Source organism: Xylanimonas protaetiae (assembly GCF_004135385.1).
GTDB lineage: Bacteria > Actinomycetota > Actinomycetes > Actinomycetales > Cellulomonadaceae > Xylanimonas > Xylanimonas protaetiae.
Genome location: NZ_CP035493.1, coordinates 1,664,362 through 1,679,238, shown reverse-complemented (window position 1 = coordinate 1,679,238; position 14,877 = coordinate 1,664,362). Strand labels below are relative to the sequence as shown.

Below are 14,877 nucleotides of genomic sequence, written 5' to 3'. Positions count from 1 at the left end.
ACCGCGGCGGGCCCCCGCGTTCAGGCCTTCCCGAGGCGCAGCATCGTCCAGCTCACGGGCGGCAGCGTGGCCGTCGCCCGGCCGTCCGCCACCGCCGCGGAGTCGTTCGTGCGCGGCAGCACCGACGTCGCGTCGTCGGCCGTCGCCGACCACGTGTGGTCCGGGTTCGACAGCGTGACGGCCTCGACGACGCGCAGCCCGGCGAACCCGCGCAGCGCGACGTCGAGCGCGAGCGGCTCGTCGAGCGAGCGGTTGACGGCGAAGACGACGACCTCGCCCGTGGCGGCGTCGTGCGTCACGGTCGCGTCGACGAGCGGCACATCGCCGTACTTCGTCGTCGTCGTCGCCGGCGCGTCGACGGCGACGCGGAGGACCGAGCCGGCGGCGTGCCGGGCCGTCAGGGCGAACGGGTGGAAGATCGTCTGCTTCCACGCCCGGCCGCCGGGCTCGGTCATGATCGGGGCGATGACGTTGACGAGCTGGGCCTGCGACGCGGCGTGGACGCGGTCGGTGTGCCGCAGCAGCGAGATGAGCAGGTTGCCGACGACGACGGCGTCGGCGACGTCGTAGACGTCCTCGAGGAGGCGGGGCGCCACGGGCCACTCGTCGTCCACGGCCTTCGGTGCGGTGGCCTCGGAGTCCTCGCCGCCGGTGCCCATGTACCAGACGTTCCACTCGTCGAACGAGACGGCGATGCGCTTGTCGTGCTTGCCGGCAGCCCGGACGGCGTCGGCGGTGGCAACGACGTCGTCGATGAAGCGGTCCATGTCGACGGCCGACGCCAGGAACGAGGCCGTGTCGCCGTCGACGGGCCAGTAGTAGGCGTGCGCGGAGACAAGGTCGACCTGGTCGTAGGCCTCGGTGAGCACGGTGTTCTCCCACGCCCCGAACGTCGCCATGCCACGGCCCGACGACCCGCAGGCGACGAGCTCGATGGTCGGGTCGACCTGGCGCATCGCGCGCGCGGTCTCCGCGGCGAGGCGGCCGTACTCGTGGGCCGTCTTGTGCCCGGTCTGCCAGGGGCCGTCCATCTCGTTGCCCAGGCACCAGAGCTTGATGCGGTACGGCTCCTCGCGGCCGTTGGCGCGGCGCAGGTCGGAGAAGTGGGTGCCGCCGGGCACGTTGCAGTACTCGAGCAGGTCGAGGGCCTCCTGCACCCCGCGGGTGCCGAGGTTGACCGCCATCATCGGCTCGACGCCGGTCTTCTCGGCCCAGCGCAGGAACTCGTCGAGGCCCACCCAGTTGGGCTCGGTCGAGTGCCATGCGAGGTCGAGGCGGCGGGGCCGGTCCGCGACCGGGCCGATGCCGTCCTCCCACCGGTAGGCGGAGACGAAGTTGCCGCCCGGGTAGCGCACCGTGGTCACGCCGAGCTCGCGCACCAGGTCGACGACGTCGCCGCGGAACCCGTCGGCGTCGGCGGTCGGGTGGGCGGGGTCGTGGATGCCCGTGTAGACGCAGCGGCCGAGGTGCTCCACGAACGAGCCGAAGGTGCGCGGGCGGACGGGGCCGACGACGAAGGCGGGGTCGACGGTGACGGTGGCGTGCAGCATGGGGTCTCCTCGGGGGTCGGGCGGGTCAGAGACCCTGGGCGAGCCGGTAGTACGCCTTGTTCCAGTTGACCTGGTCCTTGAACCCGCGGCGCGTGGTGTCCTCGTCGATGACGAGCAGCTCGACGCGCGCGATCTCGGCGAAGACCTCGAACGCCTCGACGCCCGCCGCCGTCGACATCACGGTGTGGTGGGCGCCGCCCGCGGTCAGCCATGCCTCGGCCGACACCTCGAACGACGGTCGCGGCTTCCACACCGCGCGAGCCACGGGCAGGTGCGGCAGGTCGGCCGGGGGCGTGACGACGTCGACGACGTTCGCGGTGAGCCGGAAGCGGTCGCGCATGTCCGCGAGGGAGACGACGACGGCACCCGAGACGGCGTCGGCGTTGAACACCATGCGGACCGGGTCCTCCTTGCCGCCGATGCCGAGCGGGTGGATCTCGACGCGCGGCTTCGTCGTCGTCAGCGACGGGCAGATCTCGAGCATGTGCGCGCCGAGGATCAGCTCCTCACCCGGGGTCAGGTCGTAGGTGTAGTCCTCCATGAGGGAGGCGCCGCCGGGCAGGCCCTCGCCCATGACCTTGGCCGCGCGGACCAGCACGGCCGTCTTCCAGTCGCCCTCGGCGCCGAAGCCGTAGCCCTTGCCCATGAGGCGCTGGACGGCCAGGCCGGGGAGCTGGCGCAGGTCGCCGAGGTCCTCGAAGTTGGTGGTGAAGGCCTTCGCGCCCACGCGCGTAAGGAAGGACTCCAGGGCGATCTCCTGGCGGGCCGCGTAGCGCAGCGACTCGTGCCGCTCGCCGCCCGCCCGCAGCTCGGGCACGACGTCGTACAGCTCCTCGTACTCCGCCACGAGCGCGTCCACGGCGTCGTCGGCGACCTCGTCGACAGCAGCGACCAGGTCGTTGACGCCCCACGTGTTGACCGAGACGCCGAAGCGCAGCTCGGCCTCGGTCTTGTCGCCCTCGGTGACCGCGACGTTGCGCATGTTGTCACCGAAGCGGACGAGCGTGAGCTCGTGGGTGGCGGCCCACCCGGCCGCGCCGCGCACCCAGGTGCCGACGCGGCGCTGCACGGCGGGGTTCGACACGTGACCGACGACCGTCGTCCGGGAGACCCCCAGGCGCGCGGCCAGGTACGCGTACTCGCGGTCGCCGTGCGCGGCCTGGTTGAGGTTCATGAAGTCGAAGTCGATGGTGTCCCAGGGCAGCGCGACGTTGGCCTGCGTGTGCAGGTGCAGCAGCGGCTTGCGCAGCGCGTCGAGGCCCGCGATCCACATCTTCGCGGGGCTGAAGGTGTGCATCCACGTGACGACGCCGAGCACGCGGTCGTCCGCGTTGGCGTCCAGCATCGCGCGGCGGATCGACGCCGAGTCCTTGAGGACCGGCTTCCACACGATCGTCGCGGGCACGTCGGCGGCGGCGTCCAGGGCGGCGGCCACCTCCTGCGACTGCGCGGCGACCTGCTCCAGCGTCTCGGGGCCGTAGAGGTCCTGCGAGCCGGTGAAGAACCAGATCTCGCGGTCGGCGTAAGGCTTCGTCACTTCTGTCTCCTTGGGTGCGGGCAGCGTCAGTGCTGGCCGTAGACGTTCTGGTAGCGGTGGTAGAGCGAGTCGATCGCGTCCTGCGGGATGGGGATCAGGTCGCCGCCCTGCTTCGCGACGTGCACCGCGCGGGCGACCTCCTCCAGCAGCACGGCGGCCTTCACCGCGGACCTCGCGTCGCGTCCCACGGTGAACGGCCCGTGGTTCTGCATGAGCACCGCGGGGCTGCGGTGACCGTCGAGGGTCTCGACGATGCCGCGGCCGATCGAGTCGTCGCCGATGATCGCGAACGGCCCGACAGGGACGGGCCCGCCGAACTCGTCGGCCATCATCGTCAGCACGCAGGGGATCTCCTCGCCGCGGGCCGCCCAGGCGGCCGCGTACGTCGAGTGCGTGTGCACGACGCCGCCGACGTGGTCCATGTGCCGGTACACGTAGGCGTGCGCGGCGGTGTCCGACGACGGCGAGCGCGCCCCCTCGACGAGGTTCCCGTCGAGGTCGCACACGACCATGGCGTCGGCGTCGAGGTCGTCGTACCTCACGCCCGACGGCTTGATGACGAGGTAGTCACCGACCCTCTCGGAGACGTTGCCCGCGGTCCACACGACGAGCTCCCAGCGGGGCAGCTCGGCGTGCAGGGCGGCGACACGCGCCTTGGCCGCGTCGACCGCAGCCCGCATCGACGTGGGAACGCTCATCTTCGGGTCCTCCGAGGTTCAGTGGATGGCGCCGACGGCGGCGCGCTGGATGGCCAGTCCGGCCGAGTACGTCTCGAGGTAGGCCTCGAGGCCCGCGACGTCGCGCGGGTCGGGCTGGGCCACCACGGTCTGCGCGTCGGCGAACACCTGCTCGTCGAGCCACGCGGCGAGGGGGCGGGTCTCCCCCGCGGCGACGGCCGCCGTGTAGGCCGCCAGGACGGCGATGCCCCAGGAGCCGCCCTCGCCCGCGGTCGACGCGACGGCGACCGGCGCCCTCACCGCGGCCGCCAGCAGGCTCTGCGCCACACCCTGCGTGCGGAACAGGCCGCCGTGCGCGAGCAGCGAGTCGACCGCCACCCCCTCGGCGGCGAGCGTCCGCATGCCGAGCGCCAGCGTGCCGAAGATCGAGTAGACCTGCGTGCGCGCGAAGTTCGCGAGCGTCAGGCGCGAGCCCGGGGTGCGGACGACCAGCGGCCGGCCCTCGTCGAGGCCGGTGATCGTCTCGCCTGACAGGTAGTTGTAGGCGAGCACGCCGCCGCCGTCCGGCTCGCCCTCCAGCGCTGCGGCGAGCAGCGCGGCGAAGACGGCGTCGTCGCCGACGTCGGAGCCGATCGCCGTGGCGAACTCGCCGAACACCCCGGCCCACGCGCCGAGCTCGGACGAGCCGTTGTTGCAGTGCACCATCGCGACGGGGTCGCCCGCGGGCGTGGTGACGACGTCGATCTCCTCGTGCACCTGCGCGAGCGCCCGCTCGAGCACGACCATCGCGAAGATGCTCGTCCCGGCCGAGACGTTCCCGGTGCGGGGCGCGACGGCGTTCGTGGCGACCATGCCGGTGCCGGCGTCGCCCTCCGGCGGGCAGAGCGGGACGCCGGCGGCGAGCGTGCCGGTGGGGTCGAGCAGCGCGGCGCCCGCGGGGGTCAGGTGCCCCGCCGTCGCGCCGGCGGGCAGCACGTCGGGCAGCAGCGCGCGCAGCGGGGTGGCGAAGCCGTGACCGGCGGCGAGGCCGTCGAACGTGGCGAGCATGGCGCCGTCGTAGGAGCCCGTGGCCGGGTCGATCGGGAACATGCCGGAGGCGTCGCCGACGCCGAGCACGCGCTCCCCCGTCAGCAGCCAGTGCACGTACCCGGCGAGCGTCGTCAGATGGGCGATCTGCCCGACGTGCTCCTCGCCGTCGAGCACCGCCTGGTAGAGGTGGGCGGCCGACCAGCGCAGGGGCACGTTGAACCCGAGGGCCGCGGTCAGCTCGGCGGCGGCCGGTCCCGTCGAGGTGTTGCGCCACGTGCGGAACGGGACCAGCAGCCGGTCGTCGGCGTCGAAGGCCAGGTAGCCGTGCATCATCGCCGAGACGCCCAGCGCGCCCACCGTCGTCAGCGGCACCCCGTAGCGCTGCCGGACGTCGGCGCCGAGGGCGGCGAACGCACCGGCCAGGCCCTCGCGGACGGCGTCGAGCGAGTAGGTCCACACCCGGTCGACGAACTGGTTCTCCCACGTGTGGGAGCCCACGGCGAGCGTCGCCGCACCCGGTCCGACGAGGCAGGCTTTGATGTTCGTCGAGCCGAGCTCGACACCCAGGGTCGTGTGGCCGGCGACGACGGCGGCGGCGGCGCTCTGAACGGTGATCACTCCGGAATGTTAGCGTTCACACGACCGTCTGACACGATCCTTCGGGCGTCCTGACCGGAACTGACCGTCGTCGCCATCGTCGCTTGCACCCTTCCTGGGGCGCGGCACGTCGCCGCGGCATCGTGCGGCCGCTCGGCCGGAGCGCACGGGCCCGGCACGACCCCGCGGGTCGCGCCGGGCCGGGACGGCTCAGGTGCGGCGCCGGACCGCGGTCACGGCGCGCTGGATGAGCACGAAGACGAGCAGGACCCCGCCGGTGATGATCGTCGTCCACGCCGGCGGGATGGTGCCGTCGCGCGTGATGAGCACGTTCATCAGACCCAGCACGAGAGCACCCACCACGGACCCGAGCACGAACCCGGCGCCGCCGGTCAGCAGGGTGCCGCCGATCACCGCCGCGGCGATCGCCTGCATCTCCCAGCCCTCGCCGATGATGTTCTGCCCCACGCCGATGCGCGTGGTGTAGACCACCGACGCCAGGCCGGCCAGCGTGCCGCTCAGGGTGTACAGCCACAGCTTCGTCCGGTTGACCGGCAGGCCCATGAGCAGGGCGGACTGCTCGGAGCCGCCGATGGCGTAGGCGGTGCGGCCCAGGCGCGTGCGGTGCAGCAGGAAGAAGACCCCGGCGACGACCAGCAGAGCGATGATGACTCCGGCCGTGGTCTCCAGGTCGTTCACCTTCGGCCCGTCGACGATCGTGATCGTCTCGGCCAGCACCCGGATCGACGCGTCCGGGTCGAGCTGCTCGGCGTCCGTGGACAGGATCGCGGCGAGCCCGCGGGCCAGGAACATCGACGACAGCGTCGCGATGAACGGCTGGACGTTGAAGTACTGGATCAGGATGCCGGAGAACAGCCCGAAGGCGGACCCGATGAGAACCATGAGCCCGACGGCGAGCCACGGGTCCAGCCCCGCGTTCACCGACATGACGCCCGCGACCGACGTGAGAGCCACCACGGCACCGACGGACAGGTCGATCCCGCCGGTCAGGATCACCATCGTCAGACCCGCGGCGAGGATGATGATGTGCGCGTTGTTGATGAACAGGTTCGAGAGCGTGGAGTACTGGACGATCCGGCCGTAGGCGGACTCCCCGTACGCCAGCATGCCGACGAAGATGACGAGCGACGCCAAGGTCGGCAGCGTCGACGGGTTGGTCGTCAGCTTCTGCACGAGCCGGCGGCGGGTGCCGAGGCGGGCCGCGGACCGGTCGACGACGGATGCGGGTTGGACGCTCATACCGTCACGCTCCCCTTCACGGGCTCAGCGGCAGTCTCGACGGCGGTGCGCCGACGCCGTCGGGCGAACAGGCCGCGCACGCGCTGCGACTGGAGCAGGCAGAGCACGACGATGACCACGGCCTTGAACGCCGGCGTCGCGGCGCCGGAGACGCCGAGGAAGAGGACGGTCTTGTCGAGGGTGGCGATCAGCAGGGCACCGACCAGGGCCCCGCGGATCGAGAACTTGCCGCCCGCGAGCGACGTCCCGCCCACGACCACCGCGAGGATCGCGTCCAGCTCGGCCTGGTAGCCCGTCTTGGACACGTCGACCACCATCACCGAGCCGACGGAGAAGACGCCGGCGAGCGCCGCCAGCACGCCCGAGACGACGTAGACCGTCAGGAGGATCCCGGCGGGGCGGATGCCGGCCATCCAGGCCGCCTTCGGGTTGATGCCGATCGCCTCGACCACGAGGCCGAACGCGGACCGGCGCACCCACAGGCCGACGATCCCGACGACGGCGAGCGCGACGAGGAACACCACCGGGAACCCCAGCACGGTGCCGTTGACGAGCCACTTGAACGGGGCGTTGGTGGCCGAGGTGTTCTGGCCGTCGGTGATCACCTTGGCGATGCCCCGGCCGGCCATCATCATGACCAGCGTCGTGATGAACGGCTGGAGCTTGACGTAGGTGACGAGCAGGCCGTTGACCGCGCCGATCGCCCCGCCGGTGAGGATCGCGAGGAGGACGGCGACCGCGGCGTCGCCCGCGGACGTCGGGTTCGCCGCCGAGAGGAGCTGCAGCGACGCGGCGCCGCCCGCCACCATCGACGAGCCGACCGACAGGTCGATGCCGCGGGTCGCGATGACGAGAGCCATGCCGGTCGCGATGAGCATGGTCGGCGCGGCCCAGCGGACGATGTCGAGGAGGTTGCCCACCAGACGCCCGGTGGAGTCCACGTAGTCGATCGCGAGGTAGCCCGGGTCCTTGAGGAGGTTGAGGCAGAGCAGCACGATGATGGCCACCACGCCCCAGAACCACTGGTTCCGGTAGAGCTTGAAGACCGCGCCCGCCGCGATGAACGCGGCGAACAGGACCAGCCCGACGACCAGGCTCATGCTGCCGCTCCCTCGACGTTGTGGGTGGCGATCGTCTCGACGATGGACTCGACGGTGACGTCGGGCCCGGCGACGAGCTCGGCGATCTTCTCGCGGTCCTTGAGCACGACGATGCGGTCGCACAGACGCACCACCTCCTCGAGCTCCGAGGAGATGAAGATGACCGCCGTCCCTTGCTCGGCCAGCCTGACGACGGCTGCCTGGATCTCCGCCTTGGCGCCGATGTCGATGCCGCGGGTGGGCTCGTCCAGGATGAGCAGCTCCGGGTGGGTGGCCAGCCAGCGGCCCAGGAGCACCTTCTGCTGGTTGCCCCCGGAGAGGTTCTTGACCATGCGGTGCGGGTCGGCCGGGCGGACGTTCAGCTCCCGGACGTACGTGCCGACGATCGCGTCGGCGTCCTTGCCCGGCAGCGGCCGCATCCAGCCGCGTCCCGCCTGGACGGCGAGGACGAGGTTCTCGTGGACCGAGAGGTCGCCGACGATCCCCTCGTCGCGCCGGTTCTCCGTCGAGTAGGCGATGCCTGCGGACAGGCCCGCGATCGGCGAGCCGAGCGAGACCGGCTCGCCCTTGACCTCGATCGTCCCCGTGTCCGCCTTGTCGGCCCCGTAGAGCAGGCGCGCGAGCTCCGTCCGACCCGAGCCGAGCAGGCCCGCGAACCCGACGATCTCGCCGGGGTAGACGTCCACGTCGGTCGGCGCGATGACTCCCCGCTTGCCGACGCCGCGCGCTGCCAGGAGCGGGACGGCGCCCTCGGCGCGCTCCGGGCTCTGCCGGTTCGAGCCCAGGCCCGCGAGGGTGCCGAGCTCCTTGCCGATCATGAGCGAGATGAGCTCGTTGCGGGGCAGGTCCTTGGCGAGGTGCTCGCCGATGTACCGGCCGTTGCGCAGCACCGTGATGCGGTCGCTGACGGCGTACACCTGGTCGAGGAAGTGCGAGACGAACAGGATCGCGACGCCCTGGTCGCGCAGCCGGCGGACGACCCCGAACAGGGTCTCCACCTCGTTGGCGTCCAGCGACGACGTCGGCTCGTCGAGGACGAGCACCTTGGAGTCGAGCACCATGGCCCGGCTGAGCGCCACGAGCTGCTGCATGGCGATCGACAGCGTCGACAGCGGCTGCCTCGTGTCGAGGTGGCCCAGCCCCATGCTCTCGAGCGCCTCGGCCGCGGCGGCGTGCGTGGCCTTCCAGCTCACGCCGAGGACCCCTCGCACCTCGTGCCCCAGCATCACGTTCTCGCCGATGCTGAGGTTCGTCACCAGGTTGACCTCCTGGTAGACGGTGGAGATCCCCGCGCGCTGCGCGTCCGCCGTGCCGCCGAGCCGGGTCTCGACGCCGGAGACCGTGATGGTCCCGGAGTCGATGGCGTACACCCCGGTGAGCGCCTTGATCAGCGTCGACTTCCCGGCGCCGTTCTCGCCCATGAGGGTGTGCACCTCACCGGGGAACAGCCGGAAGTCGACGTCGTCCAGCGCCTTGACGCCGGGGAAGGTGATCGAGATGCCCCGCATCTCGACGACGGGCTCGCTCGCCTCGTCCATGGTCGTGCCTCCGCTTGCCGTCAGGTCGTTCCGTCGGTGCGGGGCGCACCCGTGGGCACGCCCCGCACCGATGAGCAGGTGGTCACGGGCAGAACCCGTGACGACGGCTCAGTACTTGCGGTCCGGAAGGGCCGCCTTGGCGGCCTCGGGCGAGTCGAAGGTCGTGGAGGTGACCTCGATGGAGGACGGCTGGTCCTCACCGGCCAGCGCCTTCTTGACGGCGTCCAGGAGCTGGTCGCCGAACAGCGGGTTGTACTCGGCGACGAAGGAGAGGCGACCCTCCGACAGCGCCGTCATCGCGTTCTTCGTGCCGTCGATCGTGGCGATGAGGACGCCGTCGGGACCGACGGTCTTGCCCGCCTCGAGCACGGCCTCGGAGGCGCCCAGGCCCATCTCGTCGTTCTGGGCGAAGACGAACTTGAGGTCGGGGTTCGACTTCAGGAACGTCTCCGTGACGGACTTGCCCTCGTCGACGGCCCAGTTGGCGGTCTGCGCGCCGACCTTGACCCACTCGGGGTGCTTGCTGATGACCTCGTCGAAGCCCTGGTTGCGCTCGTCGACGACGCCGACGCCCGCCGGGCCCTCGATCGTGATGTACTCGCCGCCCTCAGGGTGGTTGTCGACCAGCCAGTTGGCGATGTTCGCCGCCACGGCGACGTTGTTCGGCGCGAGGCGCGTCACGTAGAGCGAGGTGTCGTCCGGCTCGATGCCGCGGTCGACGAGGATCACGGGGATCTCCGCCTCCTGGGCCCGCTGGAGCGAGTCCTCCCAGCCCGTGGCCTCGGTCGCCGACAGCAGGATCAGGTCCACGCCCTCGTCGACGAACGCGGTGAACGCGTCGATCTGCGACTTCTGGTCGAGGTTGGCGGCCGGCGCGTACTTCAGGTCGAAGCCGGCCTCCTTGGTGAACGTGTCCTGGACGTTCTGCTCGTTGGCGTTGCGCCAGGCGCCCTCCGGCCCGACGGCCACGAACCCGATGGTGGTCAGGTCGCCGTCCCCGCCGGCGTCGCCCGAGCCGCCGGCGTCGTCACCGTTCCCACCACCGCAGGCCGCCAGCGCCGCCATCGTGAACGCGGCGACGGCAGCGATGCCGGCATGGCGCATTCCCCCAGTAACCATTGCTCCTCCTTGAGACATGGACGTTCAGCGGGGCCCGTCCCGACCCCGACAACGGCCTCGACGCCGTTGTGCCGTCAGCGATGTTAGCGATCACATGACGGCGTGGCGAGACCTCGGGATCACCGTTCGGTAACAACCTCGGCCCGGAAAAGCTCGCTCACGGGGCGTGCGCGGAGGCACGGACCGCGCCGGACGAGCGAGCGGACGCCGACGGTCCGCGCGCGATGTGTTAGCGGTAACACGACGCAGGGCCCAGCGGCGTCGTCAGCGCGGGCGGGGCACCCCGGTGCTGGCCCGCAGGACGAGCTCCGGCTCGATGCGCGCCGGCACCAGGACGCCGCCGTCGACCGCCGTCAGCAACAGCCCCAGCGCGTGGCCGCCGAGCGCCGCGAAAGGCTGGCGCACGGTGCTCAGCGGCGGGATGAAGTGTGCCGCCCCGTCGACGTCGTCGAACCCGACGACGGACACGTCACGGGGGACCACCACGCCCTGCTCCCAGAACGCGCGCAGCATGCCCAGCGCGAGCTGGTCGTTGCCGGCGAACACGGCGGTAGGCCCGGAGCCGGAGCGCACCTGCTCCGCCAGGCGCAGCCCGATCGTGTACCCGTCGCTGGCGGACCACGAGGCAGGGATCGGCTCGGGCACCGGCGCGCCGTGCGCCAGCAGCGCCTCACGCCACCCGGTGAGGCGCTCGACGGCGTCGAACCAGTCGAGCGGACCGCTGACGTGCTCGACGGTGCGGTGCCCGAGCCCCAGCAGATGGTTGACCGCGAGCCTCGCCCCCAGGCGCTGGTCCACCGAGACCGGGATCGTGGACACGCCCTCGACCTGCTCACGGGCGGCCACGAGGATCACCGGGACGGGCGCCTGGAACTGGTCGACGGCCTCCGCCACCGCGGACTGCGGGGCGACGACGAGGATCCCCTCCACCGCCTGGTCCATGAAGTGGTCGAGGACTCGTCGCATCGTCGGGGCGTCGTAGCTGGAGAGCGTGGCGACCGACGTGAAGTAGCCGCGCTCCCGCGCCGCCTCTTCGATGGCGATGACCGTGCTCGCCGGGCCGTACAGCCCCGACCCCGGCGTCACCACGCCGACCGTGCTGGACCGCGCCGTCACCAGGGCTCGGGCGGCGACGTTGCGGCGGTACCCCAGCTCGCTGATCACGGCCAGGACGCGTGCGCGCGTCTCGTCGCGGACGCTCGGGTGGTCGTTGAGGACTCGCGAGACCGTCTGGTGCGAGACCCCGGCGCGGGCTGCGACGTCCGCCATCGACGGGCGACGCCGGCGGGCCGTCATGGTGCGACCGCGGCCGGGAGCGCGTCCGTGTGAGTCACAGCCCGCATCGTACGCGGAACGCGTCTGCGCACGTGGGGGCGGGGCGTCCTGTCGGCTCCGGCCCGTGGACGTGCCGCAACGGCACCCCGCCGGCTCAGGCCTCCAGCTCGGCCGCGATCTCGTTCGTGCGGTCGCGGGCCGCCTCGACGGCGGCGATGAACGCCGCGCGCACGCCGGCCGCGTCGAGCGCCCGCAGGCCCTGCACGGTGGTGCCGCCCGGCGACGTCACGCGCTCGCGCGCGAGCGCCGGGTGCTCGCCCGTCTCGGCGACGAGGCGCGCCGAGCCGAGCATGGTCTGCACGGCGAGGCGCGTGGCCAGCTCGCGCGACAGCCCGACCGCGACGCCCGCCTCGGCGAGCGCGTCGAGCACGTAGAACATGTAGGCGGGCCCGGAGCCCGCCAGGGCGCCCGCCGCGGCCTGGTACGCCTCGGGCACCTCGACGGCGTCGCCCGTGCCCGACAGGATCGCCAGCACCGTGGCGACGTCGGCGGCGGACGCGTGCGTGCCGGCGCTGACGGCGCTCATCCCGGCGCCGATGGCGGCGGGCGTGTTGGGCATGACCCGCACGACCGGCTGCCCGGCGGGCAGCCGGTCCTCGAAGAACGCGGCCGAGAGCCCGGCCGCCACGGACACGACGACGGCGTGCGGGGCGAGCGCGTCGCCGACGCTCGCGAGGAGCCCCGCGACGTCCTTCGGCTTCACGGCGACGACGACGACGTCGGCGTCGCGGACGGCCTCGACGTTGTCGAGGATGCCGCGCACGCCGTGCCTCTCGGCGACCTCGGCGACCCGCCCCGCGCGGCGTCCGGTGGCGACGACGTGGGCCGGGACGACGCCCGCGCGCAGCGACCCGGCGAGCACCGCCTCGCCCATGTTGCCGGTGCCGAGCAGCGCGATACGGGTGTTCTCGAGGTTCACAGGCGCAACGGTAGCCCGCTCAGAGCGGGTACTCGGCGTAGAAGTCCTCGAGCTGGTCGGCCGGCCCCTCGGCGCGGATCACGACCGTCCCGTTGCGCCACCAGATGACCGCGCCGTCCCCCGCGGGGAAGAGCGCGTAGGTGCCCGTCACCGTGCCGTCGACCGTGACGTCGCCCGTGTTGGCGGCCGTGCCGGCGGCGGCGACCTGCGCGTCCGCGAACGACTGCGCCATGGCGTCGTCGGCCCACTGGCCCACCTGGACGGTGATCGTCGCGGCGTCGGAACCGACGGCGTCCGCGTACGTGACGGTCCAGGCCTCGGTCGCGTGGTGGTCGTCCTGCCACTCCGGGAGGTCCTGGATGCCCTGCTGCGTGAACTGCCGGACGACGTCCGGGAGAGCGCCCGTGAGGGCGGTCTGCTCGCCCGTGCGCTCCGCCGGGGTCGTGGTCGGCGTGGGCGCCGGCGCCGTGATGGTCACGGTGGGGGTCGGCAGCGGCTCGGGGACGGCGTACCCGGGCCACACGAACGCGGTCAGGGCCGCGACGCCGAGCACGAGCACGCCGGCCGCCACCGCGACGGCGATGCGCCGGCGGCGGAACACCGCGGCCGAGGGCCGGTTGCCGCGCATCGCCGCGCGGGACCTCGGCTGCTGATGGTCGACGGACATCCCGTGCCTCCCTGGTCGGTTGGCGGCAGCCTAGCCAGCCTGGGCGCCGACGCCGCGGAGGCGTGTCGGGGGCGGCCCATACGGTGCTGTCGTGAGCACCACGACGACGTCGCGCGGCCGGTCGGCCGCCGCCAAGGCCGCCCGCCCCGCGTTCCGCTGCACCGAGTGCGGCTGGGCGACCGCCAAGTGGGCCGGGCGCTGCGGCGAGTGCCAGGCCTGGGGCACCGTGGCCGAGGACGGCCCGGCCGCCGCCGGGCCGCGCACCGTGGCCGTGGCCCCCGTGCGGTCGGCGGCCCTGCCGATCGCGGAGATCGACGTCGACGCTGCCAAGGCCACACCCACGGGCGTCGGCGAGCTCGACCGGGTGCTGGGCGGCGGGCTCGTGCCCGGGGCCGTCGTGCTGCTCGCGGGCGAGCCCGGTGTCGGCAAGTCGACGCTGCTCCTCGAGACGGCGTCGAGGTTCGCGCGCGGCACCGACGCCGGCGGCCCGCGCACCGTGCTGTACGTGACCGGCGAGGAGTCGGCCGGGCAGGTGCGCCTGCGGGCCGAGCGCGTCCGCGCGCTGGCCCCGACGCTGCTGCTCGCGGCCGAGACCGACCTCGGGACCGTGCTGGGCCACGTCGAGGCCACGGCCCCGGCGCTCCTCGTCGTCGACTCGGTGCAGACCGTCGCGTCGGCGGAGGTCGACGGCATCGCCGGCGGCGTCTCGCAGGTGCGGGAGGTCGCGGCCGCGCTCATCGCCGTCGCCAAGGAGCGGCAGGTGCCCGTGCTGCTCGTCGGCCACGTCACCAAGGACGGCACCGTGGCCGGCCCGCGCACGCTGGAGCACCTCGTCGACGTCGTGTGCCAGTTCGAGGGCGACCGGCACTCACGGCTGCGCATGGTGCGGGCCGTGAAGAACCGGTTCGGGCCCACCGACGAGGTCGGCTGCTTCGAGCTGACGGAGACGGGCATCACCGGGCTGACCGACCCGTCCGGGCTGTTCCTGTCCCACCTCGGGGCGGGCGTCCCCGGGTCGTGCGTGACCGTCACGCTCGAGGGCCGGCGCCCGCTCGCCCTGGAGATCCAGTCGCTCGTCGCGCCCTCCGCGCTGCCGAACCCGCGCCGCACCACCAACGGGCTCGAGTCCTCGCGGCTCGCGCAGATCCTCGCGGTGCTGCACCGGCACGCGTCGCTGCGCCTCGCCGACCAGGACGTGTACCTGTCCACCGTGGGCGGCGCCCGGGCGACCGAGCCCGCGGCCGACCTCGCGGCCGCGCTCGCCATCGTCTCCGCCCGCACGGGCGACGCCGTGCCCGCCGGGACCGTCGCGTTCGGGGAGGTGGGGCTCGCCGGGGACGTGCGCCCCGTGTCCGGCATCGACCGCCGGCTCTCCGAGGCGGCCCGGCTCGGGTTCGTCCGCGCGGTCGTCCCGCCCGGCACGCGCGCGGGGCTCTCGGCCCGCACGGCGCCCGGCATCGAGCTCCTCGATGCCGCCCACGTCGCCGAGGCGATCGACGCCGTCGCGCTCGGCCGGTCCGACCGCTGACGCCGACCGGCGCCAGCCACC

12 protein-coding genes are annotated in these 14,877 nt (G+C 72.9%); 1 reads left to right on the top strand and 11 read right to left on the bottom strand.

Annotated elements, in window-relative coordinates; genetic code table 11:
- Positions 1-20: 20 nt before the first annotated feature.
- From arfA to ET471_RS07505, 11 genes are all read right to left on the bottom strand, one after another.
- Complete coding sequence (gene arfA / locus ET471_RS07555; protein WP_129187367.1) at positions 21-1,550, bottom strand: arabinosylfuranosidase ArfA; 1,530 nt, start codon at positions 1,548-1,550, stop codon at positions 21-23.
- A 25-nt stretch (positions 1,551-1,575) separates the two neighbouring features.
- A complete protein-coding gene (gene araA, locus ET471_RS07550; protein WP_129187365.1) occupies positions 1,576-3,087 on the bottom strand; it encodes an L-arabinose isomerase in 1,512 nt (503 codons plus the stop codon).
- Between the two features lie 26 nt (positions 3,088-3,113).
- On the bottom strand, positions 3,114-3,785 hold the full coding sequence (locus ET471_RS07545) for an L-ribulose-5-phosphate 4-epimerase (RefSeq protein ID WP_129187363.1): 672 nt from the start codon (positions 3,783-3,785) through the stop codon (positions 3,114-3,116).
- A gap of 18 nt (positions 3,786-3,803) precedes the next feature.
- Complete coding sequence (locus tag ET471_RS07540; protein WP_129190805.1) at positions 3,804-5,408, bottom strand: FGGY-family carbohydrate kinase; 1,605 nt, start codon at positions 5,406-5,408, stop codon at positions 3,804-3,806.
- 192 nt (positions 5,409-5,600) lie between these two features.
- Positions 5,601-6,650: an ABC transporter permease subunit gene (locus ET471_RS07535; RefSeq protein ID WP_129187361.1), complete on the bottom strand. Its 1,050-nt coding sequence runs from the start codon at positions 6,648-6,650 to the stop codon at positions 5,601-5,603.
- Positions 6,647-7,750 (bottom strand): ABC transporter permease, encoded by a 1,104-nt coding sequence (locus ET471_RS07530; RefSeq protein WP_129187360.1) that lies wholly within the window; start codon positions 7,748-7,750, stop codon positions 6,647-6,649. Before ET471_RS07530 ends, ET471_RS07535 begins: the two co-directional genes overlap by 4 nt.
- The gene (locus tag ET471_RS07525; protein WP_129187359.1) at positions 7,747-9,288 is read right to left on the bottom strand and encodes a sugar ABC transporter ATP-binding protein; all 1,542 of its coding nucleotides are present in this window, start codon (positions 9,286-9,288) and stop codon (positions 7,747-7,749) included. Before ET471_RS07525 ends, ET471_RS07530 begins: the two co-directional genes overlap by 4 nt.
- A gap of 108 nt (positions 9,289-9,396) precedes the next feature.
- Entirely contained in the window at positions 9,397-10,407 is a 1,011-nt protein-coding gene (locus tag ET471_RS07520; protein ID WP_129187357.1) for a substrate-binding domain-containing protein, read from the bottom strand.
- Positions 10,408-10,671: 264 nt separating this feature from the next.
- Complete coding sequence (locus tag ET471_RS07515) at positions 10,672-11,703, bottom strand: LacI family DNA-binding transcriptional regulator (RefSeq protein ID WP_242496469.1); 1,032 nt, start codon at positions 11,701-11,703, stop codon at positions 10,672-10,674.
- Positions 11,704-11,836: 133 nt separating this feature from the next.
- Complete coding sequence (gene proC / locus ET471_RS07510; protein ID WP_242496468.1) at positions 11,837-12,661, bottom strand: pyrroline-5-carboxylate reductase; 825 nt, start codon at positions 12,659-12,661, stop codon at positions 11,837-11,839.
- A gap of 19 nt (positions 12,662-12,680) precedes the next feature.
- Entirely contained in the window at positions 12,681-13,328 is a 648-nt protein-coding gene (locus tag ET471_RS07505) for a hypothetical protein (RefSeq protein ID WP_129187355.1), read from the bottom strand.
- A gap of 91 nt (positions 13,329-13,419) precedes the next feature.
- On the opposite strand from ET471_RS07505, the gene radA reads away from it, so the two are divergent.
- Positions 13,420-14,856 (top strand): DNA repair protein RadA, encoded by a 1,437-nt coding sequence (gene radA, locus ET471_RS07500; RefSeq protein ID WP_129187353.1) that lies wholly within the window; start codon positions 13,420-13,422, stop codon positions 14,854-14,856.
- The last annotated feature ends 21 nt before the right edge of the window (positions 14,857-14,877 follow it).